This is a genomic window from Pseudomonas sp. TE9122, assembly GCF_056278925.1.
Map to the genome: position 1 here is coordinate 4,561,863 of NZ_JBWBQI010000001.1, position 25,223 is coordinate 4,587,085.

Annotated in this window: 24 protein-coding genes; 10 read left to right on the forward strand and 14 right to left on the reverse strand. The window is 61.6% G+C overall.

Annotated elements, in window-relative coordinates; all coding sequences use genetic code 11:
• The first annotated feature begins 244 nt into the window (after positions 1-244).
• The gene (gene aroQ, locus ACZ9BE_RS20560) at positions 245-685 is read left to right on the forward strand and encodes a type II 3-dehydroquinate dehydratase (RefSeq protein ID WP_076564187.1); all 441 of its coding nucleotides are present in this window, start codon (positions 245-247) and stop codon (positions 683-685) included.
• Between the two features lie 5 nt (positions 686-690).
• Entirely contained in the window at positions 691-1,545 is an 855-nt protein-coding gene (locus tag ACZ9BE_RS20565) for a shikimate dehydrogenase (protein ID WP_476249864.1), read from the forward strand.
• A gap of 117 nt (positions 1,546-1,662) precedes the next feature.
• Here ACZ9BE_RS20565 and ACZ9BE_RS20570 read toward each other — a convergent pair whose 3' ends face one another.
• Both ACZ9BE_RS20570 and quiC read right to left on the reverse strand, forming a co-directional pair.
• Positions 1,663-2,340, reverse strand: coding sequence for a TetR/AcrR family transcriptional regulator (locus tag ACZ9BE_RS20570; protein WP_476249865.1), 678 nt, complete (start codon positions 2,338-2,340; stop codon positions 1,663-1,665).
• A gap of 102 nt (positions 2,341-2,442) precedes the next feature.
• Positions 2,443-4,344, reverse strand: a complete 1,902-nt coding sequence (gene quiC, locus ACZ9BE_RS20575; protein ID WP_236168715.1) for a 3-dehydroshikimate dehydratase QuiC — start codon at positions 4,342-4,344, stop codon at positions 2,443-2,445.
• Positions 4,345-4,705: 361 nt separating this feature from the next.
• Between quiC and ACZ9BE_RS20580 the strand changes: the two genes are divergently transcribed.
• Complete coding sequence (locus ACZ9BE_RS20580) at positions 4,706-6,043, forward strand: MFS transporter (protein ID WP_236168716.1); 1,338 nt, start codon at positions 4,706-4,708, stop codon at positions 6,041-6,043.
• 131 nt (positions 6,044-6,174) lie between these two features.
• Here ACZ9BE_RS20580 and ACZ9BE_RS20585 read toward each other — a convergent pair whose 3' ends face one another.
• Positions 6,175-7,053 (reverse strand): DMT family transporter, encoded by an 879-nt coding sequence (locus ACZ9BE_RS20585; RefSeq protein ID WP_041477756.1) that lies wholly within the window; start codon positions 7,051-7,053, stop codon positions 6,175-6,177.
• 390 nt (positions 7,054-7,443) lie between these two features.
• Here ACZ9BE_RS20585 and ypfJ point away from each other — a divergent pair, with 390 nt between their 5' ends.
• On the forward strand, positions 7,444-8,328 hold the full coding sequence (ypfJ, locus tag ACZ9BE_RS20590; RefSeq protein ID WP_476249866.1) for a KPN_02809 family neutral zinc metallopeptidase: 885 nt from the start codon (positions 7,444-7,446) through the stop codon (positions 8,326-8,328).
• Positions 8,329-9,282: an alpha/beta fold hydrolase gene (locus ACZ9BE_RS20595; RefSeq protein WP_076564192.1), complete on the forward strand. Its 954-nt coding sequence runs from the start codon at positions 8,329-8,331 to the stop codon at positions 9,280-9,282.
• 133 nt (positions 9,283-9,415) lie between these two features.
• On the opposite strand, the gene ACZ9BE_RS20600 is transcribed toward ACZ9BE_RS20595, so the two are convergent.
• From ACZ9BE_RS20600 to ACZ9BE_RS20610, 3 genes are all read right to left on the reverse strand, one after another.
• Complete coding sequence (locus ACZ9BE_RS20600) at positions 9,416-10,009, reverse strand: HAD family hydrolase (protein ID WP_476249867.1); 594 nt, start codon at positions 10,007-10,009, stop codon at positions 9,416-9,418.
• The gene (gene tesB, locus ACZ9BE_RS20605) at positions 10,006-10,875 is read right to left on the reverse strand and encodes an acyl-CoA thioesterase II (RefSeq protein ID WP_236168718.1); all 870 of its coding nucleotides are present in this window, start codon (positions 10,873-10,875) and stop codon (positions 10,006-10,008) included. Before tesB ends, ACZ9BE_RS20600 begins: the two co-directional genes overlap by 4 nt.
• Before the next feature lie 110 nt (positions 10,876-10,985).
• Entirely contained in the window at positions 10,986-11,555 is a 570-nt protein-coding gene (locus ACZ9BE_RS20610; protein ID WP_024014420.1) for a GNAT family N-acetyltransferase, read from the reverse strand.
• An 82-nt stretch (positions 11,556-11,637) separates the two neighbouring features.
• Here ACZ9BE_RS20610 and ACZ9BE_RS20615 point away from each other — a divergent pair, with 82 nt between their 5' ends.
• Together ACZ9BE_RS20615 and ACZ9BE_RS20620 are read left to right on the forward strand one after the other, a co-directional pair.
• On the forward strand, positions 11,638-12,558 hold the full coding sequence (locus ACZ9BE_RS20615; RefSeq protein ID WP_024014421.1) for a histone deacetylase family protein: 921 nt from the start codon (positions 11,638-11,640) through the stop codon (positions 12,556-12,558).
• A 280-nt stretch (positions 12,559-12,838) separates the two neighbouring features.
• Positions 12,839-14,083: a TIGR03862 family flavoprotein gene (locus tag ACZ9BE_RS20620; RefSeq protein WP_476249868.1), complete on the forward strand. Its 1,245-nt coding sequence runs from the start codon at positions 12,839-12,841 to the stop codon at positions 14,081-14,083.
• A 150-nt stretch (positions 14,084-14,233) separates the two neighbouring features.
• On the opposite strand, the gene ACZ9BE_RS20625 is transcribed toward ACZ9BE_RS20620, so the two are convergent.
• The 5 genes from ACZ9BE_RS20625 to ACZ9BE_RS20645 form a co-directional block, all read right to left on the reverse strand.
• A complete protein-coding gene (locus ACZ9BE_RS20625) occupies positions 14,234-15,574 on the reverse strand; it encodes an RNA helicase RhlE1 (RefSeq protein WP_041477749.1) in 1,341 nt (446 codons plus the stop codon).
• A gap of 52 nt (positions 15,575-15,626) precedes the next feature.
• The gene (gene yedA, locus ACZ9BE_RS20630) at positions 15,627-16,562 is read right to left on the reverse strand and encodes a drug/metabolite exporter YedA (protein WP_476249869.1); all 936 of its coding nucleotides are present in this window, start codon (positions 16,560-16,562) and stop codon (positions 15,627-15,629) included.
• A 309-nt stretch (positions 16,563-16,871) separates the two neighbouring features.
• Positions 16,872-17,477 carry a 3'-5' exonuclease gene (locus ACZ9BE_RS20635; RefSeq protein WP_095181881.1) on the reverse strand — a complete coding sequence of 202 codons (606 nt, stop codon included), beginning with the start codon at positions 17,475-17,477 and terminating at the stop codon, positions 16,872-16,874.
• Between the two features lie 35 nt (positions 17,478-17,512).
• Positions 17,513-17,992 carry a LabA-like NYN domain-containing protein gene (locus ACZ9BE_RS20640; protein ID WP_095181882.1) on the reverse strand — a complete coding sequence of 160 codons (480 nt, stop codon included), beginning with the start codon at positions 17,990-17,992 and terminating at the stop codon, positions 17,513-17,515.
• Positions 17,993-18,264: 272 nt separating this feature from the next.
• Positions 18,265-19,026, reverse strand: coding sequence for a DUF2076 domain-containing protein (locus ACZ9BE_RS20645; RefSeq protein ID WP_150638541.1), 762 nt, complete (start codon positions 19,024-19,026; stop codon positions 18,265-18,267).
• A 177-nt stretch (positions 19,027-19,203) separates the two neighbouring features.
• On the opposite strand from ACZ9BE_RS20645, the gene ACZ9BE_RS20650 reads away from it, so the two are divergent.
• Together ACZ9BE_RS20650 and ACZ9BE_RS20655 are read left to right on the forward strand one after the other, a co-directional pair.
• Entirely contained in the window at positions 19,204-19,878 is a 675-nt protein-coding gene (locus ACZ9BE_RS20650) for a YciC family protein (RefSeq protein WP_016773061.1), read from the forward strand.
• A 75-nt stretch (positions 19,879-19,953) separates the two neighbouring features.
• Positions 19,954-21,015: an endonuclease/exonuclease/phosphatase family protein gene (locus ACZ9BE_RS20655; RefSeq protein ID WP_476249870.1), complete on the forward strand. Its 1,062-nt coding sequence runs from the start codon at positions 19,954-19,956 to the stop codon at positions 21,013-21,015.
• 11 nt (positions 21,016-21,026) lie between these two features.
• On the opposite strand, the gene ACZ9BE_RS20660 is transcribed toward ACZ9BE_RS20655, so the two are convergent.
• From ACZ9BE_RS20660 to hrpB, 3 genes are all read right to left on the reverse strand, one after another.
• Positions 21,027-21,452, reverse strand: coding sequence for a hypothetical protein (locus tag ACZ9BE_RS20660; protein ID WP_052392144.1), 426 nt, complete (start codon positions 21,450-21,452; stop codon positions 21,027-21,029).
• A 13-nt stretch (positions 21,453-21,465) separates the two neighbouring features.
• Complete coding sequence (locus tag ACZ9BE_RS20665) at positions 21,466-22,038, reverse strand: hypothetical protein (RefSeq protein ID WP_256810310.1); 573 nt, start codon at positions 22,036-22,038, stop codon at positions 21,466-21,468.
• A 129-nt stretch (positions 22,039-22,167) separates the two neighbouring features.
• Positions 22,168-24,687: an ATP-dependent helicase HrpB gene (gene hrpB, locus ACZ9BE_RS20670; protein ID WP_476249871.1), complete on the reverse strand. Its 2,520-nt coding sequence runs from the start codon at positions 24,685-24,687 to the stop codon at positions 22,168-22,170.
• Between the two features lie 110 nt (positions 24,688-24,797).
• Here hrpB and ACZ9BE_RS20675 point away from each other — a divergent pair, with 110 nt between their 5' ends.
• Entirely contained in the window at positions 24,798-25,217 is a 420-nt protein-coding gene (locus tag ACZ9BE_RS20675; protein ID WP_476249872.1) for a polyribonucleotide nucleotidyltransferase, read from the forward strand.
• The last annotated feature ends 6 nt before the right edge of the window (positions 25,218-25,223 follow it).

A 25,223-nucleotide genomic window follows, 5' to 3' on the forward strand; every position in this document is an offset into this window, starting at 1 on the left:
CGTCGTGATTGACGGCTTTTTTGTGGGTGCTCTAAAAGATCGCAGCCTTCGGCAGCTCCTACATGTGGAACGCGGTTATCTGTAGGAGCTGCCGAAGGCTGCGATCTTTTGATCTGTGCGATCACCGAACATAAAACGCCAAGGTCATTTCTGTTCAATTGACCGATGTAACCATCTAGTACATTTTATCTCCACAGGCCGGAACCTCTCGGCCCATGCCAAAAACAATAAGTGGAGTTACCCCATGCCCCCTATCGTTCTGGTGCTTAACGGCCCGAACCTGAACCTGCTCGGCACCCGCGAGCCGGCGACTTATGGTCATGAAACCCTGGCCGATATTTCTGCACTGTGTGGTCGCGCGGCTGACGAGTTCGGCCTGACCGTGGAATTTCGCCAGACCAATCATGAAGGCGAGCTGCTCGACTGGATTCACGCCGCGCGTGGTCGTTGTGCCGGGATCGTGATCAATCCGGCGGCGTGGACGCATACGTCCGTGGCGATTCGCGATGCACTGGTCGCCAGTGAATTGCCGGTGATCGAGGTGCATCTGTCCAACGTCCACGCCCGTGAGCCGTTTCGTCATCATTCGTTTGTTTCCGGCATCGCCACGGCGGTGATGTGCGGGTTCGGCAGCCATGGCTACCGCCTGGCGCTGGAGCATTTCGGTCAGCGGTTGCAGAGGTAAGAACCATGTCGCGTTCCAAGGTGATACTCGCCGGGCTGATCGGCGCCGGGATTCAGGCTTCACGTACACCGGCACTGCATGAGCACGAAGGCGATGCGCAGGGCCTGCGTTATCTGTACCAGCTCATCGACCTCGATCAATTGCACCTCGACAGCACGGCCCTGCACGACCTGCTGCAAGCGGCGGAGCGGATGAATTACACCGGACTGAACATCACTTTCCCGTGCAAACAGGCGGTCATCCCGCTGCTCGACGAATTGTCCCCGGAAGCACGCGGTATCGGCGCGGTCAACACCGTGGTGCTGAAGGACGGCAAGCGTGTCGGCCACAACACCGATTGCCTCGGTTTCGCCGAGGGTTTTCGCCGAGGTCTGCCGGACGCTGCCCTAGAACGTGTAGTCCAGATGGGCGCCGGTGGGGCTGGAGCGGCGGTGGCCCACGCGCTGCTCAGCGAAGGCGTACGGCAATTGACGATTTTTGATGTCGACCGCGAGCGTGCCGAGAGCCTGGCGAACAATCTGAATCAACATTTTGGCGCCGGTCGCGCGCAGGCGGGACGGGATTTGCCCGGGGCGCTGGCGCAGGCCGATGGCCTGGTCAACACCACGCCGATGGGCATGGCCAAGCTGCTGGGTTCACCGGTGCCGGCCGGCTTGCTACGCAAGGCAATGTGGGTCGCGGAAATTGTGTATTTCCCGCTGGAAACCGAGCTGCTGCGCGATGCCCGCGCCTTGGGTTGCCGCACCCTGGATGGCGGCAACATGGCGGTGTTTCAGGCGGTGAAGGCGTTTGAACTGTTCAGCGGCGTGGTGCCGGATGCGCAGCGCATGCTTGAGCATTTTCAGAGCATGAATGGCTGAACAACAGGGTAACTCTGTGGGAGCGAGCCTGCTCGCGAAGGCGTCGATTCAGTCAACGAACAGGGCGACTGACACATCGCTTTCGCGAGCGGGCTCGCTCTCACAGGGGGGATCGAGTCAGGCCTTCAGGTAGCGCAACACCGATTCGCAGATCATCTCGCGGTGGCGCTGCTTGATGGTTTCGTCCGGCAGGTCGATCTGGAAGATTTCTCCCAGCGTGTGGCGGTTCGACACGCGATAGAAGCAGAACGAACTGATCAGCAGGTGCACGTCCAGCGCATCGATGCCACGCCGGAACAAACCTTCGTCCGCGCCTCGTTGCAGAATCCCGCCCAAGGTGTCGAGGATCGTGTTGTTCAGCGCCTTGATCGCATCGGAACGCTTTACGTACTCGGCGTTGTGGATGTTTTCGATGCTGACGATGCGCACGAAATCGACGTTGTGGTCATGGTGATCGAAGGTGAATTCCACCAACCGACGGATCGCCAGCTCGGGCGGCAGCTCGTCCAGGTGCAGGCGGTTTTCCGTGCTGCGAATATCGCCGTAAAGCTTCTCCAGCACCTCGACGTACAACTGCTCCTTGCTGCCGAAGTAGTAATAGATCATGCGCTTGGAGGTGTGGATGCGCTCGGCGATCGCGTCGACGCGGGCGCCGGACAAGCCCTGCTGGACGAACTCGACGATCGCCTCCTGGAGAATGTTTCCGCGGGTCTTTTCCGGGTTGTTCTTGCGACTCTTGCGCGGCACTGCGTCGGACTCGACAGCAGCGGCGGAAAGTTCTGAATTCATGGTCATCGCGGGCTCACGGCCATCACTGCACAAGCTGGCGATTATGGGCCGCGCGGGACAGTGAAGGAAGCCGCGCAGCCGGTGTTTAATCCCGCGTTTACGAATTCCCTACAACTTCGCCTGACGCACCGCACCGCTGCGGGATTTGGCCATCGCCGCCAGCCGCACCGCAACGTTGGCCGCGCCGTAGCCGGCATAGCCATTCTTGCGCTGGATGATCTCGAAGAAGAAACGCCCCTCGAACGGCTCGGTGTAGACGTGAAACAACTCGCCGCCCTGGGCGTCACGGTCGTAGAGCACGTTGTAATAGGCCAGTTCGCTGAGAAACTCATCGTCGAAATCGAAACGCGCCGCGAGGTCGTCGTAATAGTTCAGCGGGATGTCCAGCAGCGGCACACCGGCCTCCTTGGCGCGACTGACCTGGGCGAAGATGTCGTCACAATCGAAAGCGATGTGATGCACACCGGAGCCGCGATAACTCGACAGCGCATGAGAAATGGCGGTGTTGCGGTTCTCGGAAATGTTCAGCGGCAGCCGGATCGAGCTGTCGCGGCTGCGCAGTGCGCGGCTCTTCACCAGACCGTATGGATCGGGCAGCACCACTTCATCGTCGGCTTCGAAATCCAGCAGGCTTTTGTAAAACAGCACCCAACTGTCGAGGCTGTCCGCCGGCAGCGCCATGGCCATGTGATCGATACGCTTGAGGCCGCCGCCGGTCTGCGCGTCCGGCAACAGATTGAAATCGGTGCCGTACACATCGGCTTCCGCATCGACCAGATAAATCAGGCTGCCGTCCGGTGCGCGCACCGCCGCCAGCTCCAGTTCATTCGGCCCGACCAGGCCGCGATAGGGCTGCCCCTTGTAAGCGACCGCGCGGGCCAGCGCACTGGCGCTGTCCTTGACCCGCACGGCCGTGGCGCACAGTGACGGGCCATGGGCTTCGAAAAAGCTGTGGGCGAAGGAATACGGCTCGGAGTTGAGGATCAGGTTGATATCGCCCTGACGCAGCAGGCTGACGCTCTTGGAGCGATGCTGCCCGGCCTTGGCGAAACCGAGGCGTTGCAGCCAGTGACTGAGCTTAGCGCCCAGCGCTTCATCGACGGCAAATTCGAGAAATTCCACGCCGTTGTATTCGCTGGCCGGCGGCGTTTCGAAAAGAATCTCACGGTTGGCCACCGGCGCCGCTTCCTGCTCGAGACGCTGACGGGTCTTCTCTTCCAGATACAGCAGCGAGCGCAAACCGTCGGCGGCATTGGCCCGTGGCGGCGCGGCGCGAAAGCCGTCGTTGAAGATTTCCAGCGACAGCGGCCCGGTATAACCACTCTTGATGATCGGCGCGAGGAAACCCGGCAGATCGAATTCGCCCTGCCCCGGGAAGCAACGGAAATGCCGGCTCCACTCCAGCACATCCATAGCAAGGATCGGCGCGTCGGCCATTTGCACGAAGAAGATCTTGTCGCCGGGAATGTCGGCGATCGCGCTGGGATCGCCCTTTAGCGACAGGGTGTGAAAGCTGTCGAGCAGCACGCCGAGGTTGGAGTGATCAGCCTGACGGACGATGTCCCAGACCTGTTGATAAGTATTGACGTGACGGCCCCACGCCAGCGCTTCGTAACCGATGCGCAAGCCACGGGCGCCGGCGCGTTCAGCCAGCAGGCGCAAATCATCGACGAGGATTTGTTGATCGCCGACACTGTCCGGCGAGGCGTTGCTGCAGACCAGCACCAGGTCGGTGCCAAGTTCCTGCATCAGATCGAATTTGCGCTCGGCACGTTCAAGGTTGCGCGCCAGGCGATCGCGGCGGCAGCCTTCGAAGTCACGGAACGGCTGAAACAGGGTGATGGCGATCCCCAGATCGGCGCACATCTGTTTAATTTCCCGGGGGCTGCCGTCGTAGTACAGGAGGTCGTTTTCGAAAATCTCCACGCCGTCGAACCCGGCGGCGGCAATGGCTTCGAGTTTTTCCGGCAGGGTGCCGCTCAAGGAAACGGTGGCAATGGAACGCTGCATGTTTCAACTCCCGGACTGCGCCGCTTTATCTTTACTGTAGGAGCTGCCGAAGGCTGCGATCGTTTGATCTTGATTACCAAAACAGCAAAATCAAAAGATCACAACCTTCGGCAGCTCCTACCGGGGAATGGGTTTTTATAGTGAGGGAAATTATTGGCTGCATCCCTGCGCGCAGCAATTTAAAGTGTACTACCCGGTTAGTTTTGCGTGCGATTATCGAACACTAAGGCGATTTGGCGAATTGACGATTTTTTGTTCACTGCCCAACATCGGTTGCACATCGAGTCCGGCCACTAACCACCGGGCAAGGTGTTCGACAGAAAAGAACACCAAATAACAAATCCAAAAACGGGTGGAACACATGATTCCTTCACAGACTTCCCGCATGGCTCCGGCCATGAGCACTGCCACGGGTGGCATTGGCGACAAGATCCGCGGCGCCATGGCCGTCGGCAAGACCCGCTGGGGCATGCTGGCGCTGGTGTTTTTTGCCACCACCCTCAACTACATCGACCGCGCCGCCCTCGGCGTCATGCAGCCGATCCTCGCCAAGGAAATGAGCTGGACGGCGATGGACTACGCCAACATCAACTTCTGGTTTCAGGTCGGCTACGCGATCGGTTTTGTCCTGCAGGGACGCCTGATCGACCGGGTCGGCGTCAAGCGCGTGTTCTTCTGCGCCGTACTGCTCTGGAGCCTGGCCACCGGTGCCCATGGCCTGGCGACCTCCGCCGTCGGCTTCATGGTCTGCCGCTTCATCCTCGGCCTGACGGAAGCGGCCAACTACCCGGCCTGTGTGAAAACCACGCGCCTGTGGTTCCCGGCCGGTGAACGCGCTGTCGCTACCGGCATCTTCAACGCCGGCACCAACGTCGGCGCGATGTTCACGCCGATGCTGCTGCCACTGGTCCTGCATGTGTGGGGCTGGCAAGCGGCGTTCCTGTGCATGGCGGCACTCGGCGGCATCTGGCTGTTGTTCTGGGGCTTGAAGTATTTCAATCCGGAAGATCACCCGACGGTGAAGCAGTCGGAACTCGATTACATCCAGCAGCAAGTCGAACCGGAACAGGCCCGCGTGCCGTTCAGCAAGATCCTGCGCATGCGCGGCACCTGGGCCTTCGCCCTCGCCTACTCGCTGACCGCGCCGGTGTTCTGGTTCTATCTGTACTGGCTGCCGCCGTTTCTCAATCAGCAATACAACCTCGGCATCAACGTGACGCAGATGGGTATTCCGCTGATCATCATCTACGTCACGGCTGACTTCGGCAGTGTCGGCGGCGGGATTCTGTCCTCGTTCCTGATCGGTCGCGGCATGAACTCGATCAAGGCGCGGTTGCTGTCGATGTTGCTGTTTGCCTGCTGCATCATCGGCGTGGTGATGGCCGCCGGCTCGGCGAACCTGTGGGTGGCGGTGGCGGCGATCTCGCTGGCGATCGGCGCGCATCAGGCCTGGACTGCGAACATCTGGAGCCTGGTGATGGACTACACGCCCAAGCACATGATGAGCACGGTGTTCGGCTTCGGCGGCATGTGCGCGGCGATCGGCGGGATGTTCATGACCCAGATCGTCGGCCACATCCTCACCGTCACCAACAATAACTACACAGTGCTGTTCACGCTGATCCCGGCGATGTACTTCCTCGCACTGACGTGGATGTACTTCATGGCACCGCGCAAGATTCCGAGCGTTACCGAATAACCTGCCTGCATACATCCCATTGTGGGAGCGAGCCTGCTCGCGAAGGCGTCACGTCAGCCGCTGAATATGGCGACTTACACACCGCTTTCGCGAGCAGGCTCGCTCCCACAAGTTGTACCGGGATCCGCTCTTTAGCGCCGGCTCTGCTGCCACGCTGCCGCCAATCCGCTGCAACAGATCACCGCAATACCAATCACCGTCAACCCGCTCGGTGTGTGATTGAACAGCAGCCAGCCCAACAACCCGGCAAAGACGATCTGGCAATAGCCGAACGGCGCCAGCAAGGCTGGTGCTGCGTGACGGAAGGCCTGAGTCAGAAACAGATGCGCCGTCATCCCGCAACTGCCCAGCGCCAGCATCAGCGCGGCATGAGGCAACGTCGGCACCTGCCAGAAGAACGGCACCAGCGCGCTCATCACCAGGGTATTGCACAGCCCGGCGAAGAAGTTGCTGGTGGTCGGGCTGTCCACTTCGGCGAGCTTGCGCGTCAGCAATTGGTAGAAGCAGAAGAACAGCGCCGAGCAGAACGGCAGCAGGATTGCCGGGGTGAACAGTTCGCCGCCCGGGTGGACGATGATCAGCACGCCGATGAAGCCGCAGATCACCGCGATCCACTGTCCGCGCGTCACCCGTTCCTTGAGCAGCGGCACCGATAACGCCGTCACCAATACCGGTGCGAGAAAGTTGACCGCCGTGGCTTCGGCCAGCGGGATGTACAGCAGCGCCGTGGTGAAAAACAGGCTGGTGCCGAGCAGGCACAGTGCACGGGCGAGCTGCCATAACGGCTTCTTGGTGCGCAGAACGCGCAAGCCGGACTGCGGCAGGAAAATCCCCGCCATCAACAAGGTGTGCACCACATAGCGCGCCCACACCACCATCACGATCGGATAAAAACCGGAGAGGTATTTCGACAACGCGTCGTGGCTGGAAAACAGGAACGTCGCCACGACAATCAGCAGAATCCCCTTGAAGGGCTGGTTGACACCGGAGAGCGGGGTGCTGACGGTCATTGGCAATCTCTGAAAAATACCCGGGCGAGCGTTCGCGCTGGCGGCAATCGTTGTGGCAATCATAGTCGGCCGAGCTTTCAGCAACCGCACAGGTTGCACTCTTCTTCGCCGGGAAACCGCCGCCAGGCAAAACCTTTAGGCAAGATTCCCGCCACTTCGGCGTCCGGCCAGTGTGCAACATCACAGACTGCCGTCGAAACAGCGGGTTCATGAATTCAACGGAAGAAATTCCACTCGGGATTGAATTCACGGCCCGCTCGACCGTCAATACCAGGCCCGCACCATGTGGGCGCGTGTGCATGGACGGACGACCGGACTGGCGCCACACTCACACAGCGGCAACACTCATCACCATCAGACTCATCACCGGCAATAAAAGAGGATTCCCACATGCTATGGAAAAAAGGCCGACGCAGTGACAACGTCGTCGACGCCCGGGGTGATGATGCCGGCGGTGGCGGCGGCATGCGCTTCGGTGGCGGCAAGGGTCTGAGCCTGACGGCCATCGTGCTGATCGTCGGCATCGGCTGGCTCACCGGCCAGGACCCGCTGCAGATCCTCGGCCAGTTGACCGGCCAGATGGAACAACCGGCGCCCACCTCGCAAACCCGTCAGGCACCGCCGGCCAATGATGAACAGGCTGAATTCGTCCGCTCGATCCTCGGCGACACCGAAGACACCTGGGGTCCGATCTTCCAGCAGGCCGGACGCCAATACAAAGACCCGACACTGGTGCTGTTCAGCAATCGGGTGAACTCCGCGTGCGGCAAGGCCACTTCTGCCACCGGCCCGTTCTATTGCCCGGCCGACCAGAAGGTCTATCTGGACATGGCGTTCTTTCAGGAAATGTCGCAGCGCTTCAAAGCCGCCGGCGATTTCGCTCAGGCTTACGTGATTGCGCACGAAGTCGGCCATCATGTGCAGACGCTGCTGGGCGTCTCGGCGAAGATGCAGGCGGCGCGTCAGCAAGGCCGGCAGATGGAGGGCGACGGCGGCCTGCTGGTTCGTCAGGAATTGCAGGCCGACTGTCTCGCTGGCGTCTGGGCGTATAACGCGCAGAAACGCCTGAACTGGCTGGAACCGGGCGACATCGAGGAAGCCTTGAACGCCGCCAACGCCATCGGCGATGATCGCTTGCAGCAACAGGGTCAGGGCCGTGTGGTCCCGGACTCGTTTACCCACGGTACGTCAGCGCAAAGGGTGCGCTGGTTCAAAACCGGATTCGCGCAAGGCCAGGTAAGCCAGTGCGACACCTTCGCGGCGAAAACCCTGTAAATGCATAAATGGCTTGTGGCGTTACTGTTGATCGCCGGCACCGCGCAAGCGGCTGGCGTCGATGCGATCAGCCCCGGTCGCCTGCAACTCAAGGCCGGGGAAATGGCAGTGGGCATCGGCCCGGCACCGGAAAAGATCGAGCGGGTGCTGATCGTCATTCACGGTCGCCTGCGCAACGCCGAGACCTATCGCAAAAGCGCGGAAAGCGCCGCCGAACTCGCCGGGCAGACCGCGCACACGCTGGTGATCGCTCCGCAGTTTCTCAATGAAAGCGACGTCACCCTGTATTCCTTGCCGCCGACGGTGCTGCGCTGGCAGGGCAACGAGTGGATGGGCGGCGGCTTGTCCACCGGGCCGAATCCGCTGAGTTCCTACGCGGCGCTGGACGAAATCGTCGCGCGGCTCAGCGACCGCAAACAGTTTCCGGACGTGAAGCAGATCGTGATCTTCGGCCACTCCGGCGGTGGTCAGGTGGTGCAGCGTTACGCCCTGCTGGCCAAGGATCAGCCGGCGCTCAAGGCCAACGGTATTCGCTTGCGCTATGTGGTGGCCAATCCCTCTTCTTACGCGTACTTCAACGAGCAGCGGCCAGTGGCGTTCGACCACGCACAATGCCCGGGCTTCAATCGCTGGAAGTACGGCCTGGCGGACATGCCGGTGTATGCCGGCGGGCAAACGCCTTTGCAGGTTGAGAGCGCTTACGTCAAACGCGAGGTGATTTATCTGCTCGGGCAGCAGGACGTCGACCCGGAACACCCGGCGCTGGACAAGAGCTGCGCAGCCGAGGCGCAAGGGGCTTACCGCTTGATGCGCGGGAAGCTGTATTTCGGCTATTTGCTGCGCCGCCATCCTGAGGGGGTCAATCAGCGGCTGGTGGAGGTGCCTGGGGTCGGGCATGACGGGGATGGCATGCTGACGTCGGCGGAGGGGCAGAAGGCGTTGTTTGATCAGTGAGTTTTTTGCTGGATCCACCGGCCCCTTCGCGAGCAGGCTCGCTCCCACATTTGGAATAAATGCCACAGTTGGAACGCATTCCCCTGTAGGAGCGAGCCTGCTCGCGAAGGCGTCCGATCAGACAACAACGATCTCAGGCCTGCAGCATCCGCCGCAACTCAACACAATCCCTTGCATGCCAATCCGTCAACTCCGGCCACGGGTTATCCGGCAGATTCACCAACACCGTCCGCGCCCCCGCTGCTCGGCCGCAATCGAGATCAAAGCGATAATCACCAACCATCACCATGTCACTGGCCGGCACTTGCCAGGCATCGGCCAGTTTCAGCAAACCGCCCGGATGCGGCTTTGGCGGTGCTTCGTCGCGACCCAGCACATCCTCGACCGCGAAGCAGTCGGCCAGGCCGATTGCCTCCAGCGTGACATGCGCCAGCTCCCGCGCATTGCGCGTGAGGATGCCGAGGCGATAACCGCGCGCATGCAGGTCGCGCACCAGCTCAACCGCGCCGGTGGCCGGGATCGAGCCCAGCGCCAGATCGCGTTCATGCTCAAGCAACCAGGCATGCTTGGCCGCCGCTTCATCCGCTGGCAACGCGGCGAGGTGGGTGAGGATGTCGTCCTCGGGCGGAATCGCCAGTGCCACGCGAATCGCCGCGAAATCATGCACGGCGACAGTCAGCGTGCCGTCCATGTCGAATACCCAATGGCGAACCGCGGTCAGGCTCATGCCCAGTCCTTGCGATGGCGGATCAGACCTTCCTGAGTCACCGAAGCGACCAGTTGCCCGGCGCGGTTGAATACGCTGCCACGGGAAAAACCACGGGAGTTGCCGGCCCACGGGCTGTCCATCGCGTAGAGCAACCAGTCATCGGCGCGCAGATCATTGTGGAACCACAGCGCGTGATCAAGGCTGGCGACCTGCATGTCTTTCTGCCAGACCGACTTGCCGTGGGGCAGCATCGAAGTGGTCAGCAGGCCGAAGTCCGAGGCATACGCCAGCAGGTATTTGTGCAGCGCAGGGATGTCGGCCAAGGCGCCGTCGGCGCGGAACCACACGTACTTCAGCGGATCGGCCGGTTGCGGGTTGTACGGGTCTTTTTCGGTAACCGGGCGTACTTCGATCGGTTTCGGGCACAGCAGTTTTTCACGCATGTGCTCGGGAATCAGGTGCGCACGCTGCTGAATCAGTTCCAGCTCCGAGGGCAGGTTTTCCGGGCCGACCACCACGGGCATCTGGCCCTGATGCTCGAAGCCTTGTTCGTCGTACTGGAACGAAGCGCTGCACGTGAAGATCGGGTGGCCCTTCTGAATCGCAGTCACGCGGCGAGTGCTGAAGCTGCCGCCATCACGCACGCGATCCACCGAATAGACCACCGGCAACTTGGCATCGCCCGGGCGCAGGAAATAACCGTGCAGCGAGTGCACATGACGCGCCTCTTCCACCGTCTGACTGGCCGCCGACAGCGACTGGCCGAGCACCTGACCGCCGAACAACTGGCGGAACCCCAGATCCTGGCTGCGGCCACGGAACAGGTTTTCTTCGATCGGTTCCAGGGTCAGCAGATCGACCAGATCTTCCAGCACTTGGCTCATTAGGCACTCCTCACACAAAGCAATGGCCGCGCAGTCTTGGCTGCGGCGGACGATTCAGGTTCTGGCACGGGCCAAATACGATGGCGGCCATTGTAAACGTCCGTGTCGGCTTATTCATGCAAGGTTTGCAGCCATTGTTCGCGGCTGATGCGATACAGAACATGGCGGCGCAACGGGTGATCGAGCGCAAGCTTGGGGTGATCGAAATCATCCTGTGGATCGTGATGCATGCCGATCGCCTGCATGACCTTCTCCGACTGCGCATTCTGCCCGGCGGTAAACGAGACGATTTCCTCCAGTTTCAATTGGTCGAAACCGGCGCGCAGTGCCGTCCACGCCGCTTCGCTGGCGTAACCCAGGCCCCAGTGTTCCTTGGCCAGACGCCAGCCGATCTCCACCGCCGGGGTAAACGGCGCATCGAAGCCGACCACGCCCAACCCGGTGAAACCGATGAACTCGCCCGTGTCCTTGCGCTCCAGCGCCCACAGGCCAAACCCATGCTCGGCAAAATGTCCGCGCACGCGACCGATCAGCGCGGCACTTTCGAGCCGGGTCAACGGTGCCGGAAAGTAGCGCATCACCTGCGGATCGGCGCACATTGCGGCGAATGCCGGCAAATCCTCGTCCTGCCACTGACGCATCAACAAGCGCGCGCTTTGCAGCTCCAGTATCGGCTCCATCGTCCCCTCCATTTCCATGCCGTTGAGTCTACATCGCTGGTAGGATCGTTCATTCTTTCCCAGGTTCTGCGCGAAACAAGCCATGCCCTTGCCGTTGATCTATCACGAAGACTACAGCCCCGAGTTTCCCGCGGATCACCGCTTTCCAATGGACAAGTTTCGGCTGCTGCGCGATCACCTGGTCGACAGCGGCCTGACCCGCGACGCCGACCTGCTGCGCCCGCAGATCTGCCCCAACGACATCCTCGCCCTCGCCCATGACCGCAGCTATATCGAACGCTACATGAGCGGCGAGTTGTCCCGCGAAGACCAACGGCGCCTCGGCCTGCCGTGGAACGAAGCGCTGGCGCGACGCACCGTGCGTGCAGTGGGCGGTTCGATCCTCGCGGCAGAGCAAGCCCTTGAGCATGGTCTGGCCTGTCATCTGGCCGGCGGCACCCATCACGCTCACTACGATTACCCTGCCGGCTTCTGCATCTTCAATGACCTGGCGATCATCAGCCAGTACCTGTTGCAGAGCGGCCGGGTCAATCGCGTGCTGATCTTCGATTGCGACGTGCATCAGGGCGACGGCACTGCGCGGATTCTGCACGACACGCCGGAGGCGATTACCGTTTCCCTGCACTGCGAGAAGAATTTTCCCGCGCGCAAAGCCGAAAGTGACTGGGACATCCCGCTGCCAAAAGGCATGGGCGATGCCGACTATCTGCAGGTGGTGGATGACACGCTCAATTACCTGTTGCCGCTGTATCAACCGGATCTGGTGCTCTACGACGCTGGCGTTGATGTGCACAAGGACGATGCACTCGGTTATCTGCAACTGACCGACGCCGGCGTGGCCGAGCGCGATGAACGGGTGATGCGCCATTGTCTGGGCCGCGACATCCCGGTGGTCGGGGTGATCGGCGGCGGCTACAGCAAGGATCGCCACGCCCTCGCCCGCCGCCACGGCATCCTCCATCACAGCGCGCAACGGGTCTGGGATTCACACGGCTGTCATTGAAACGTGCTGCGTTACCCACAATCGCTGTGGAACTGGCTGTGGATAACCTGAGTGAAAGGGACTGCAGGCCATGCTGGGCAAGGCGCCCAGCGCACTGTTTGTTTTTTAACCAGCCTCGAAATACACCGCAGCCCCGGTGGGAGCGAGCCTGCTCGCGAAAGCTTTAGCACCCGCAACTTCTAATTGACTGACAGACCGCGTTCGCGAGCAGGCTCACTCCTACAGGGGTTCAGCGCTGTTAGAATGCGCGCCTTGTCCCGCCATACCGCAGCGCACGCCCATGACCCAGAACTCCGCCCCCGCCAACACCCACGTCGCTATCATCGGCGGTGGCCCCGCCGGCCTGATGGCCGCCGAAGTGCTGAGCCAGGCCGGAATCCGCGTCGACGTGTACGACGGCATGCCCTCGGTCGGGCGCAAGTTCCTGCTGGCCGGAGTCGGCGGCATGAACATCACCCACTCCGAAGCCTACCCGGCATTCCTCTCCCGCTACGCTGAACGCGCACCGCAGATCGCCCCGCTGCTGCGCGCATTCGATGCCGATGCCTTGTGCCAGTGGATTCACGATCTGGGCATCGAAACCTTCATCGGCAGCTCCGGCCGCGTGTTCCCCACCGACATGAAAGCCGCGCCACTGTTGCGCGCCTGGCTCAAGCGCCTGCGCGACAGCGGCGTAGTTATCCACACCCGCCATCGCTGGCTCGGCTGGGACGCAAGCGGTGCACTGCGCATCGCCAGCCCGCAAGGCGAAATCAGCGTAAACCCCGACGCCACCCTGCTCGCCCTCGGCGGCGGCAGTTGGGCGCGCCTGGGCTCGGATGGCGCGTGGATGTTGCCGCTGGAGCAGCGCGGCGTGGATCTGGCACCGTTGCAGCCAAGCAATTGCGGCTTCGAGGTGCAGGCCTGGAGCGAGCTGATGGTGAGCAAATTCGCCGGCGCGCCGCTGAAAAACATTGCCATCGGTTTGAACGACGACATCCCGCGCTTGGGCGAATGCGTGATCACCGCGACCGGCATTGAAGGCAGCCTGATCTATGCGCTGTCGGCGCCGATTCGTGAGGAAATCAATCGCTATGGCGCAGCGGTTATCCACATCGACCTGCTGCCCGGCCGGCCTGTGGATAAATTGCAGGCGGCGCTGAGCAAACCACGTGGCTCGCGCTCAATGGCCAAGCATCTGCACAGTCAGGTGGGGATTGATGGGGTTAAAGCAGCGTTGTTGCGCGAGCTGACCGATGCCGAAACCTTCGCCAATCCGGCGCTGTTGGCCCGAGCGATCAAAGCGTTGCCGCTGACTCTGGTGAAAACCCGTCCACTGGACGAAGCGATCAGCAGTGCCGGTGGAGTGCGGTTTGAAGCGATGGATGAGCGCTTGATGCTCAAGGCGTTGCCGGGGGTGTTTTGTGCCGGCGAGATGCTCGACTGGGAAGCGCCGACGGGCGGCTACTTGCTGACCGGGTGTTTTGCCAGTGGGCGGGCGGCTGGGCTGGGAATCGTGCAATGGCTTAAGCACAAAACCCTGTAGGAGCTGACGAGTGAAACGAGGCTGCGATCTTTTGATCTTCAAAAATCAACATCAAAAGATCGCAGCGTTCCGCAGCTCCTACAGGGAAACGCATCCCCAATGTGGGAGCGAGCCTGCTCGCGAAGACGTCCTTACAAACGCTTCATCAAATCACGGCTTGCGCTTGCGCGGTCCGGTATTGAACACCGGCACTTTGCGCACCGGCTTGATCGATGGCTCCGGTGCCGAGGTCTCGCCGCTGTCGACCCACTTGCCCAGATTGCGTTTTCCACCGCCACCGCCCGATGCTTTCGGCTTCTTAGGTTTTTTCGGTTTCTTGATCACCTGACCGCTGGCATCGGTGTCCGGCACACGGTGCTCGGGCTCGAAATCCGGTTCGTTCTGGCGCTTCAGGTTCTGCCGCGTCAGCATTTCGATGGCCGAGAGCATGTTCACTTCATCGGCACACACCAGCGAGATCGCCTCACCGGTGGCACCCGCGCGGCCAGTGCGGCCGATGCGGTGAATGTAATCCTCGGCGACGATCGGCAGATCGAAGTTGACCACCAGCGGCAGGTCTTCGATGTCCAGACCACGGGCGGCAACGTCGGTCGCCACCAGAATCTGCACTTCGCTGAGCTTGAACCGGTCCAGCGCGCGCTGGCGCGTGGCCTGGGGTTTGTCGCCATGGATGCCGTCAGCATTCACACCGAGGCCCTGAAGTTTTTCCACCAGCGCATCGACGCCGTTGCGGGTCTTGGCGAACACCAGCACCTGCTTCCACTTGTTCTTGCGCATCAGGTGCACGAACAGTTCAGCCTTGCGCTTCTTGTCCACGGTGACGATCCACTGCTTGACCGTGTTGGCGGCGACGTTGCGCGGGCTGACTTCGACGCTCAAAGGATCGTTGAGCATCTGCCCGGCAAGCAGGCGGATATCATCGGAGAAGGTCGCGGAGAACAGCAGGGTCTGGCGCTTTTTCGGCAGCATGCGGTAAATGTTCGCCAGTTCTTCGGAGAAGCCCAGGTCGAGCATACGGTCGGCTTCATCCAGCACCAGCGTTTGCAGTTGATCGAGTTTCAGCGCGTTCTGGCGGAACAGGTCGATCAAGCGACCGGGTGTGGCGACCAGCACATCGACGCCGCCGCGCAGCTTCATCATCTGCGGGTTGATGCTGACACCGCCATACACCGCGTAAGTACGCAGCGGCAGGTTTTCCGCGTACTGGCGCACGGCTTCGTGGACCTGCTCGGCCAGCTCGCGGGTCGGCACCAGAATCAGCGCACGCGCCGAATTGGCGGTGACTTTCGGCCCTTCCATGGTCAGCAACTGCAACAGCGGCAAAGCGAAACCGGCAGTTTTACCGGTGCCGGTCTGGGCCGCTGCCATCAGGTCGCGACCGGCCAGCACCGCCGGAATGGCTTGCGCCTGCACCGGCGTCGGGGTCTGGTAGCCGAGCGTCTCGAGGGAGCGCAGCAAGGGTTCGATCAGGCCAAGGGAGGCGAAAGTCATGGGAGTACCGTAGGAAAAAATGACGCGGGGATGCAATGCCGCGCAGTTTACCCTAATTCGTACGCGCTTCCGTCGGAACGGCTTTCGCCTCTTCCACGGGTGGCTGCGCAGGTCGACGCCATTGCGGCAGGCTGATCAGCAGCACAGCGCTGATGATCACCAGCATCGCCAGCGCTTCTTCGATGCCGATGGTCTCGCCGACAAACACCACGCCGAGCAACACCGCCACCGCCGGGTTGACGTAGGCATAACTGGTCGCTGCCGCCGGGCGCACGTGTTTGAGCAGATACATGTAGGAATTGAAGGCGATGATCGAGCCAAAGAAAATCAGATAGGCCAGCGCCAGCCACCCTTCGAGCGGCGGCATGGCTTGCAGGTGCTCGCCACTCAGCGCACTGCCGATCAGCAAGACCACGCCGCCGACGAGCATTTCCACCGCGCTGGCCATCGCCCCCGCCGGCAATGGCAGGTATTTGCTCCACACCGAGCCGAACGCCCAGCTCGCCGCCGCGAAGATCAGCAACATCGCACCGAGCGGGCTCGATTGCAGGTTGGAACCCATGTTGAGCATGGCGATGCCAATAATCCCCAACGCGACACCGGCCCACTCCAGCCGCGTATTGCGCGCACCCCAGAAGTAGCCGAACAACAAGGTGAACAGTGGCACCGTCGCCACCGCCAGCGCGGCAACGCCGGAAGCCACACCAGTGTGCTCGGCCACGCTGACCGCGCCATTACCAAAACTGAGCAGCAGAATGCCGACCAGCCCCGCCGCTTTCCACTGCGCCCAGGTCGGCACAGGAGCACCGCGCCAGCGCAGCCAGGCGTACATCAAGCTGCCGGCAATGACGAAGCGCACCCCGGCCAGCAACAGCGGCGGCCAGTATTCGACGCCAATGCGAATCACCAGATAGGTCGATCCCCAAATCACGTACAACGCAAAAAACGCAGCGATTAACGGCAGGGAAAAACGGCGCAAGGCAGGCATGGGCAGCTCGACAGTCAGGCTCGGTGGATGGATTATTCTAGAAAGGCTGCCGCGCAAAAATAAGTTACAAAACCTGTTTATCGCGCCGGTACACTTTTGCATGAAAGCAACTGAGACCGACAAGGTCCTTGTGGGAGCGAGCCTGCTCGCGAAAGCGGTGTATCGGTAGACATCCATCTTGGATCGTTCCCACGCTCCGCGTGGGAATGCCTCAACGGACGCTCTGCGTTCGGCTTTGAAAGGGACGCCGAGCGTCCCGGGCTTCATTCCCACGCAGAGCGTGGGAACGATCAGTCGGAGTACCCAGGATCAGCGATAACGCTGCAGATGCTCGCCGACTTTCGCCGCAGGGACTTTCTGCAACTTGCACAGCAGGTCGTGATTCAACTCGCGCACCCCGTGCTTGCCCCGCAACTCTTCCGCCAAATGCGCCATCAGATTGGCGGCCATCTCGGCGTCGGCCATGGCCCGGTGAGCCTGGCCGGTGTGCGGCAACTGCGCGAACGTGGTGAGCGTACCGAGCTTGTGATTCGGCGCCGCCGGCATCAGGCGCCGCGCCAGCAGCAGTGAACAGGCGAAATTCTGCAGGCGTGTGCGTTTGATCCGCCCCAGTTCGAAATCCCAGAACTTCTGGTCGAACGAGGCGTTGTGCGCCAGCAACGGCGTGCAGCCGACGAATTCGTTGACCTCTTCCATCACCCGCTCGGCCGGCGGCGCGGTGCGCAGCATGGCGTTGCTGATGCCGGTCAGTTGCTCGATGAACGCGGGGACGCGCACGCCGGCGTTCATCAGGCTCTGGTAACGCTCGACGATGCGGCCGTTTTCCAGCATGACCACGGCGATTTCCGTGGCGCGGCAGCTGCTGTTCGGCGACAGGCCGGTGGTTTCAAAGTCGATGACTGCAATGCGTTCCAAACCGGGGTGTACTCCGTTCAAATCTATTGTTCAGCTCAGCTCTTGAGCAACAGTGCGCCTTCGATCGGCACGTAGCGGCTGGCGGCGCGGATCAGCGAGTTGGCGGTAAGGCCAGGGACGCCGTAGGCCACCGCTTGCACGCCGTGCTTGTTGATGATGCGCTCGAGCAGCATGTCGAAATCGCCGTCACCGGAAGCCAGTACCACTTCGTCGACATGGTCGGCGGCGTCCATGATGTCCAGGGTAATGCCCACGTCCCAGTCACCCTTGGCCGAGCCGTCGCTGCGCTGGATGTAGGGCTTGAGCTTCACGATGAAGCCGAGGTTGCGCAGGATCTGCTGAAACTGCTGCTGCTTGCTGTCGCCACGGTCGATCGCGTAGGCGTAGGCCTCGACGATCTGCCCGTTCTTGCTGATGTCCGCCCACAATGCGGCGTAGTTGAAGTGGCAACCATAGGCCTGACGCACGGTGTAGTAGAGGTTCTGCACATCGGCGAACACTGCGATTTTTTTCACCGGAGTTCCTGTGGGCGCACAAGCGCACGAAGCGGGGTCAGGCGATCAGGCCTGAAAAAGGCGCTCAGTATGCCAGCCAAGAGAAAGATTCAGCGAATAATCACCGGCTGGCGCCGAGGTGTCCCTGACAAACGGTGTTGTGGCGAGGGGAGTTATCCCCGCTGGGCCGCGCAGCAGTCCTCGCTCCAATTAGGAAAAGCGGGGCTGCTACGCAGCCCAACGGGGATAAATCCCCTCGCCACAGGGGTCGATGTCAGCCTTGAAAGGCTATGTCAGACGAAAGAGTCGTCGTCATCGAAGAACGACGAATTGTCGCTGCTGTAATCGGCGTCGCTGAAACCGCCCTGGTCATTGCCCGAGAAGCCGTTGTCCGCCACGCGCTGATCATCGCCCCAGCCGTTGTTGCTCTGGTCGGCGACCTGCGCCGGTTCTTCCTTGATGACCTCGACGATTTCTTCCGGTTGCTGATTGTGGTGGAACAGGCTGCTGATGCCCTGCGCCAGCATCACACCGCCGGCCACGCCAGCGGCGGTTTTCAGCGCGCCGCCGAGGAAGCTGTTGCCCGCCGCCGGGGCTGCCTGCTGCGCATAGTTGGGCGGCGCGGCGCCGAAGCTCTGTTGTGGCGCCGGTGCCTGGTAGCTCTGCTGCGGTGCCGGTTCACGCCAGCCGCCGGAGGACGACGGCGCTGCGCTCTGGCTCGGCGCCGGACGCGAACTGCCGCCACCAAAAATGCTCGACAGGAAGCCACCGCTACCGCTCGCTGCCGGTGCGCCACTCTGGGCCTTGGCCGATTGCAGCTCGGCCTGCAGGCGCTGGACTTGCTGGGTCAGTTGCTTGTTCTGCTCGTCGAGGCTTTTCAGCGCGGCCTCTTGCACCAGAATCGCCTGGGTCATGAAATAGCCTGCCGCCGGTTGGCGCGTCAGGTGTTCCTTGATCCGCGCCTCGGCCTGGGCGTCGCGCGGGGCTGCCTCCGTTTCGGCCTGTTGCAGCCGGGAAAACAGTCCATCGATCAGGGTTTGCTCTTCGCTGTTCATGGCGACCTCGTAGATTGCCGGTAATAACATGCCCGCACCCACTCTGGGCGCGGTGCTCTCCTGTAATGGAGACAGTGACAAAACGTTTCAATGACCTTTACCGAATGTTTACGTTTGTGTCGCCCCGCGTTGCATCGGTTAAAGTGAGCCACTGTTTTCGACCTGCGATACCGACTGATGAATGCCCTCGAAGTACTGCGCGACTCTTTGTATTTTTTCAAACGCCATCTGGGCAGCATCGTGCAGTTGTGCCTGCCGCTGGTGATCGTCGAAGCTTTCTTGCAGCAGGCGGTCGATCACGCCACCGGGCCGGACACCTTCGCCGGAGTCAGCATCATCGTCGGCCTGCTGGTGTATCCGCTGTACACCGCCGCGCTGATCCTGTTTCTCGATGCGCGCAGCCGTGGCGAGTCGCCGCGCAACCGCGACCTGCTGGCGATGGCCGCAACCCTGTGGCCACGCTTCGCCGTGCTGACCGCGCTCAATACCTTGCTGATTCTGCTGGGCCTGTCGCTGTACTTCCTGCCGGGTCTGATGCTGATGGTCATGCTCGCCTTCGCTGAATACCTGTTGGTGCTGCGCGGCCTCGGGCCGTTGCAGGCGATGAAGGAAAGCCTGCGCCTGACGCGCGGGCACTTCTGGCGCATCCTGCTGTGCATTCTCTGCGTGATGACTCCGTTGTGGTTGCTCAAGGGCGCGACGCTGGCGGTGTACCCCGAACCGCAGAATCCGCTGATTGCCGGGCTGATCGACAGCGCTCACAGCTTTCTGCAACTGTTCACCAGTGTGGTGCTGTTCCGCCTGTTCATGCTGATCAGCGAATTGCCTGACAAACGTAACGGAGCGGTCTGACCGCGCCGTGCTTGGGCTTCGCGGCTGCCGTCAGGTATGCTCGGGGCCACTTCCTGTAACGCTATAAGCCGAGCCATGACCCGTCTGCTGCGCTACACCCTGCTTCTCGTCATCCTTGCCGTCGTCCTGTTCGGCGTACTGCTGTTCAGTCTGACCTGGCGCCCCGATGCCCGCGAAACTCTCCCGGTCAGTTGCAGCACCACGGCGCCGACGCTGGTGCCCGGGCAAGCACTGAAAGTCATGACCTGGAACGTGCAGTTCCTCGCCGGCAAGCGCTACGTATTCTGGAATGACCTGGCTCAGGGCGACGACGAAGCGCCGACCCCGGAAGACATGGCGTTTAGCCTCGACGAAGTGGCGCGGGTGATCCGCGACGAACAACCCGATGTGGTGTTGTTGCAGGAGCTCGACGACGGCGCCAAGGCCAGCGATTACCAGAACCAGCTCAAACTGTTGCAGGAACGTGTCGCCGATCTGTACCCGTGCAGCACCAGCGCCTTCGACTGGAAAGCCGATTTCGTCCCCGAGCCCCATATCTACGGCAGCGTCGGCCGCCAGTTGGCCACCTTGAGTCGCTATCGCATCGAACACGCCGAACGCCTGCAACTGCCCGTCGCCCCGAGCAACTTCATCAGCCGCCAGTTCCAGCCCAAAGACGCCTTGCTGGCCGTCAAACTGCCGCTCAGTGATGGCGGACAACTGACCGTGTTCAACACCCATCTGCAGCGCGCCAGCCAGGCGCAAGTCGCCGCCGTGGCCAAGGTGCTCGACAAATATGAAAGCCAAGGCCTGCCCTGGCTGATCGGTGGCGATTTCAATCTGCTGCCGCTGGGCCAGTACCGGCGCCTGCCCGTGGAGCGCCGCACGCCCTACTCTGCCGACAGCGAACTGCATCTGCTGTGGGACAAATACCCGATGATCCCGACCAACAACGAGGCTGGCGGCATCGACCGGGCCAAATGGCTGACCCATTACCCCAACGACCCCGGCCTCAACGGCCCGGATCGCACGGTGGATTATCTGTTCTACAGCCCGAAGCTCAAACGCCTGCAAGCCCAGGTGCGACAGGACGATACCTTGCGCATCTCCGACCACTTGCCGGTGATTGCGCGCTTCTTGCTACCCGCTGCGCCATAAGCGCTATGCCCTTAGAAGCCGGGCGGAATGTAACCGGGGACAAACCGGACGCCCAGGCACTTGCCATGCAGGATTCGCCCGTCCTCGATCAGGAACTGTGCAATCTTCTTCTGTTGATCGATCTTCGCCTGCAATTTGCAATCGGAACTGTGCCCAACTTGCTGATAATGCTCGGTGTACACCATGCCGTTGCCGGTATGGGTCATCGAAGTGCCAGCCGCTTCGGTGGTGGTCCAGCTCGCGGACTTGTACCAGGTCAGCACGGCCAAGGGTTCGCCATTTGGGCCGATTTCTTTTTTCATCGAATCAGGCGTGCCGAACAGGTCCAGTGCTTCCTGGAGATCGCGGCCTTCCCAGCGGCTCTGCGCGATAGTGCCACAACCGCTCAAGAGCAATCCTGCCACTAGGGTTGCCAGCCACAAACGTGTGTAAGTCATTGGTCGCCCCGGCCTATTTCTTGAGTTCGAGCAGGCTGTCGATGTTGTCCATCATCTGGCTCTTTTGCTGGATCGGCGCGAGCTTGAAGAACATCTGCTGCAGCATCTCGATCATCTGCAGGTATTCCATCTTGCCCACGGCGGCCATGTCGTTTTTCGCGCGACTGCCAGGGGCGCAGGCAAACTTCAGCGCTTGCTGGACCCAGAACTCTTTGGGGGTCTGCCATTGATTGGCAACTTTCAGATGACGCATGGTGTAGGCAAGACGCTCGATGGACTGGCCATTGATAAAACGCACCTTGCCCGTAGAGCATTGGGCTTCGAGGTTGTAGACGTCGATCATCGGTTTGCCCGGCTCTTCATACACCAGGGTCACTGCGACCATGGTTGCGCCTTTGGTTTTCTGCGAAGGCACGACCGAGGTGGCATCGGCGACGTACATGATGTTTTTCTGGGGCACGCCGTTGCCGTAGATAATCCACCAGTCGCCAATCGGGTTGGACTCTTCGGCCATTGTCGGATTAGAGGCGGCCAGCAGCGCAGCCGACAAGAAGATCAACTTCTTGAACTTGAAGAAAGAGCTCATGGGCAGTTCCGTTCCTTGGGCACAAGTTGCCAGGCAACAAGGCTTGTTATTGTTCAGGCCGCGATTTTGGGAGCCTGAACAAACAAGGGCAATTAGCACGGATGGGCTAATGGCGCGCTGCCATTGTGTTCAGGTACCGCGTGGCTTTGCCCGCGCGGTGGCTTCGGCGACCAAGGGATCGTCCGGCCAATAATGCTTCGGATAACGCCCCTTCAGATCCTTCTTCACCTCGGCATAGGTACTGCGCCAGAAGTTGGCCAGATCCTGCGTGACCTGCACCGGCCGCCGCGCTGGCGAGAGCAGATGCAGCTTGACCACTTGCCTCCCGCCGGCAATCCGAGGCGTATCGGCCAGACCAAACAGCTCCTGCAAGCGCACCGCGAGAATCGGTGGATGGTCGCTGTAATCCAGGCGAATCGATGAACCCGACGGCACGCTCAAATGATGCGGCGCCAGTTCGTCGAGCTTCTGCGGCAGCGGCCACGGCAGCAGATTGCGCACGATGCTCGACAGGTCGAGGTTGGCGAAATGGCTCAGCCGCGAGACCTTGCCCAGATACGGCATCAGCCAGTCTTCCAGGGTATTGAGCAGCGCTGTATCGCTGACATCCGGCCATTGGCTGTCGTCCTGAGTGCGCAGATCGAGCTGGCGCAACAGCGCCACCCGCGCTTGCCACTGGCGCAGTTCCGGGGTCCATGGCAGCAGCTCCAGCCCCTTGCGCCGCACCAGATTGACCAGCGCCTGACTGCGCGCGTTTTCATCGAGACCGGTCAACGGTTCGCGGCTGAGAATCAGCTCGCCGACCTTGCGCTGGCGCTCGGCACGCAGCACGCCTTCGCGTTCATCCCAATCGAGTTGATCGACGCTGCGCACTTGTTCGGCGAGCACCGAATCGAACAGCGCCGGATCGAAATCCGCCGCCAGATAGATGCGTTCTTCGCGCTGGCCCTGGCGGCTGCCAAGGTCGGCGATGACGATCCACTCGTGCTTCATCAGGCTATCGGCCTCAGCGAACAGCGCCGCGCGACCGTTGGCCAAACGGAATTCAGCCCCACCGGAACGCCGTTGCTGGGCGACGCGATCCGGGTAGGCCAGCGCCAACAGAGCACCGAGCCAGCGCGGATGCTCGGCATCTTTGACCGGCTCGCTCGCCTTGCCGCGCAGATAACCGCGATATTGCCGAGCCAATTGCCGGGCACGTTGCACCCCGCCCTGCGCGCCACGACCGGCGCGCTCTTCGCCGGAAAGCAGCACCAGCCTGCTGTGCAGATCCGCACCGGCACCGCGCAAGATATCGCGCTCGCCGAGCAGCGCCGCCACATCGCAGGCCATCGCCGCCAGCCCCAGCGCCTGACCGCGCAACAGCAAGTGCGCAATGCGCGGATGCGCCGGCAATTCAGCCATGGCCTGGCCGTGGGCCGTCAGCGTGTCGCCGTGCAACGCGCCGAGCCGTTGCAGCAGATCCTGCGCTTGGGCATACGCGGCGGCGGGCGGTATGTCGAGCCAGACCAGTTCGCCCGGGGTCACGCCCCAGCGCCCCAGCTGCAAAGCGAGGCTGGCCAGATCCGCCGAGAGAATTTCCGCGCTGCCATAGGCCGCCAGTTGTTCGTGCTGATCCTGTGACCACAGGCGATAACACACGCCCGGCTCCAATCGCCCGGCGCGGCCGGCACGCTGGGTGGCGCTGGCCTTGGAGATGCGTTGAGTGTCGAGGCGGGTCATGCCGCTGCCCGGGTCGAAACGCGGCACCCGCGCCAGCCCGGCATCGATGACCACGCGCACGCCGTTGATGGTCAGGCTGGTCTCGGCGATGTTGGTTGCCAGCACCACTTTGCGCTGACCGGGCGGCGCCGGATCGATCGCCGCGCGTTGCGCATTGAGGTCGAGTTCGCCGTGCAACGGGCACAGCAAGATGTCTTTGCGCTCGCCAATGGCGTCGGCCAATTGCTGATGCACGCGACGGATCTCCGCTTGCCCCGGCAGAAACACCAACATGCTGCCGGTCTCGTCGTGCAGCGCTTCGAGCACGGTTTGGGTAACGCGTTGATCGATGTATTCCCCTGGTTGGAACGGCCGGCCCCAGCGCATCGTCACCGGGTACATGCGGCCTTCGCTGCGCAGGATCGGCGCGTCATCGAGCAACCCCGCCAGGCGCTCGCCTTCGAGGGTCGCCGACATCAGCAGAATCTTCAGCGGCTGTTCAGCGCGAAACAGCTCGCGACCGTTCAGACTGAGGGCCAGCGCCAGATCGGCGTCGAGACTGCGTTCATGAAATTCGTCGAAGATCAGTAAGCCCACACCCTCCAGCGCCGGGTCGTCCTGCAAGCGCCGGGTGAGGATGCCTTCGGTGACCACTTCGATACGCGTCTTCGGGCCGACTTTGCTGTCGAGGCGGATGCGATAGCCGACGGTTTCACCGACCTGCTCGCCGAGCTCGCTGGCCAAACGTTCCGCCGCCGCCCGCGCAGCCAAGCGTCGTGGTTCGAGCATGACGATGGTCTGCCCGGCCAGCCAGGCTTCGTTGAGCAAGGCCAAGGGCACGCGGGTGGTCTTACCGGCGCCGGGCGGTGCTTCGAGCACGGCTTCGTGGCGTGACGCAAGGGCTTCACGCAGGGCGGGTAAAACATCGTCGATCGGCAAAGAAATCATGCTGGCTCCCAAACAGAGCGGCGAGTATAACGACGAACTGTCTGACGTTCGTCAGGGTCTTAACTTCACAAGACGAAGCTTCGTTATTTGATGACTCAGGAGACATTTCCATGCGCTTACCCTCTCGCCTGATCGGCGGTGTTCTGGTTGCCACTCTGCTCACGCAACTGTCGGCGTGCGGTTCGATTTTCTACCCGGACCGGCGTGGCCAGATCGACGGCAAGATCGACCCGGCGATTGCCGTGCTCGATGCCGTCGGCCTGCTGTTCTATATCATTCCCGGGCTGATCGCGTTTGCCGTCGACTTCGCCACCGGGGCGATCTATTTCGAACCGGGCCACACCGCGCAGATCGATCCGGTCAAGCTCAAGCAAGCCATCGGCCCGGATGGACAGGTCGACAATCACAAGTTGCAGGCGATTCTTGAGAGCGAGCTGGGCCGAGATTTTCCTCTGGATGATCCGCGCCTGATCCAGCACAAGGGCAGCACTCAGCAACTGGCGATGTTCAGCCTGCAACCGGCCGCTTGAATAAGG

Bases quoted from the DNA above. Each gene is read 5' to 3' on its own strand.
- aroQ (WP_076564187.1), top strand. From the start codon at position 245: ATGCCCCCTATCGTTCTGGTGCTTAACGGCCCGAACCTGAACCTGCTC.
- ACZ9BE_RS20565 (WP_476249864.1), top strand. From the start codon at position 691: ATGTCGCGTTCCAAGGTGATACTCGCCGGGCTGATCGGCGCCGGGATT.
- ACZ9BE_RS20570 (WP_476249865.1), bottom strand. From the start codon at position 2,340: ATGACCATGAATTCAGAACTTTCCGCCGCTGCTGTCGAGTCCGACGCA.
- quiC (WP_236168715.1), bottom strand. From the start codon at position 4,344: ATGCAGCGTTCCATTGCCACCGTTTCCTTGAGCGGCACCCTGCCGGAA.
- ACZ9BE_RS20580 (WP_236168716.1), top strand. From the start codon at position 4,706: ATGATTCCTTCACAGACTTCCCGCATGGCTCCGGCCATGAGCACTGCC.
- ACZ9BE_RS20585 (WP_041477756.1), bottom strand. From the start codon at position 7,053: ATGACCGTCAGCACCCCGCTCTCCGGTGTCAACCAGCCCTTCAAGGGG.
- ypfJ (WP_476249866.1), top strand. From the start codon at position 7,444: ATGCTATGGAAAAAAGGCCGACGCAGTGACAACGTCGTCGACGCCCGG.
- ACZ9BE_RS20595 (WP_076564192.1), top strand. From the start codon at position 8,329: ATGCATAAATGGCTTGTGGCGTTACTGTTGATCGCCGGCACCGCGCAA.
- ACZ9BE_RS20600 (WP_476249867.1), bottom strand. From the start codon at position 10,009: ATGAGCCTGACCGCGGTTCGCCATTGGGTATTCGACATGGACGGCACG.
- tesB (WP_236168718.1), bottom strand. From the start codon at position 10,875: ATGAGCCAAGTGCTGGAAGATCTGGTCGATCTGCTGACCCTGGAACCG.
- ACZ9BE_RS20610 (WP_024014420.1), bottom strand. From the start codon at position 11,555: ATGGAGCCGATACTGGAGCTGCAAAGCGCGCGCTTGTTGATGCGTCAG.
- ACZ9BE_RS20615 (WP_024014421.1), top strand. From the start codon at position 11,638: ATGCCCTTGCCGTTGATCTATCACGAAGACTACAGCCCCGAGTTTCCC.
- ACZ9BE_RS20620 (WP_476249868.1), top strand. From the start codon at position 12,839: ATGACCCAGAACTCCGCCCCCGCCAACACCCACGTCGCTATCATCGGC.
- ACZ9BE_RS20625 (WP_041477749.1), bottom strand. From the start codon at position 15,574: ATGACTTTCGCCTCCCTTGGCCTGATCGAACCCTTGCTGCGCTCCCTC.
- yedA (WP_476249869.1), bottom strand. From the start codon at position 16,562: ATGCCTGCCTTGCGCCGTTTTTCCCTGCCGTTAATCGCTGCGTTTTTT.
- ACZ9BE_RS20645 (WP_150638541.1), bottom strand. From the start codon at position 19,026: ATGAACAGCGAAGAGCAAACCCTGATCGATGGACTGTTTTCCCGGCTG.
- ACZ9BE_RS20650 (WP_016773061.1), top strand. From the start codon at position 19,204: ATGAATGCCCTCGAAGTACTGCGCGACTCTTTGTATTTTTTCAAACGC.
- ACZ9BE_RS20655 (WP_476249870.1), top strand. From the start codon at position 19,954: ATGACCCGTCTGCTGCGCTACACCCTGCTTCTCGTCATCCTTGCCGTC.
- ACZ9BE_RS20660 (WP_052392144.1), bottom strand. From the start codon at position 21,452: ATGACTTACACACGTTTGTGGCTGGCAACCCTAGTGGCAGGATTGCTC.
- ACZ9BE_RS20665 (WP_256810310.1), bottom strand. From the start codon at position 22,038: ATGAGCTCTTTCTTCAAGTTCAAGAAGTTGATCTTCTTGTCGGCTGCG.
- hrpB (WP_476249871.1), bottom strand. From the start codon at position 24,687: ATGATTTCTTTGCCGATCGACGATGTTTTACCCGCCCTGCGTGAAGCC.
- ACZ9BE_RS20675 (WP_476249872.1), top strand. From the start codon at position 24,798: ATGCGCTTACCCTCTCGCCTGATCGGCGGTGTTCTGGTTGCCACTCTG.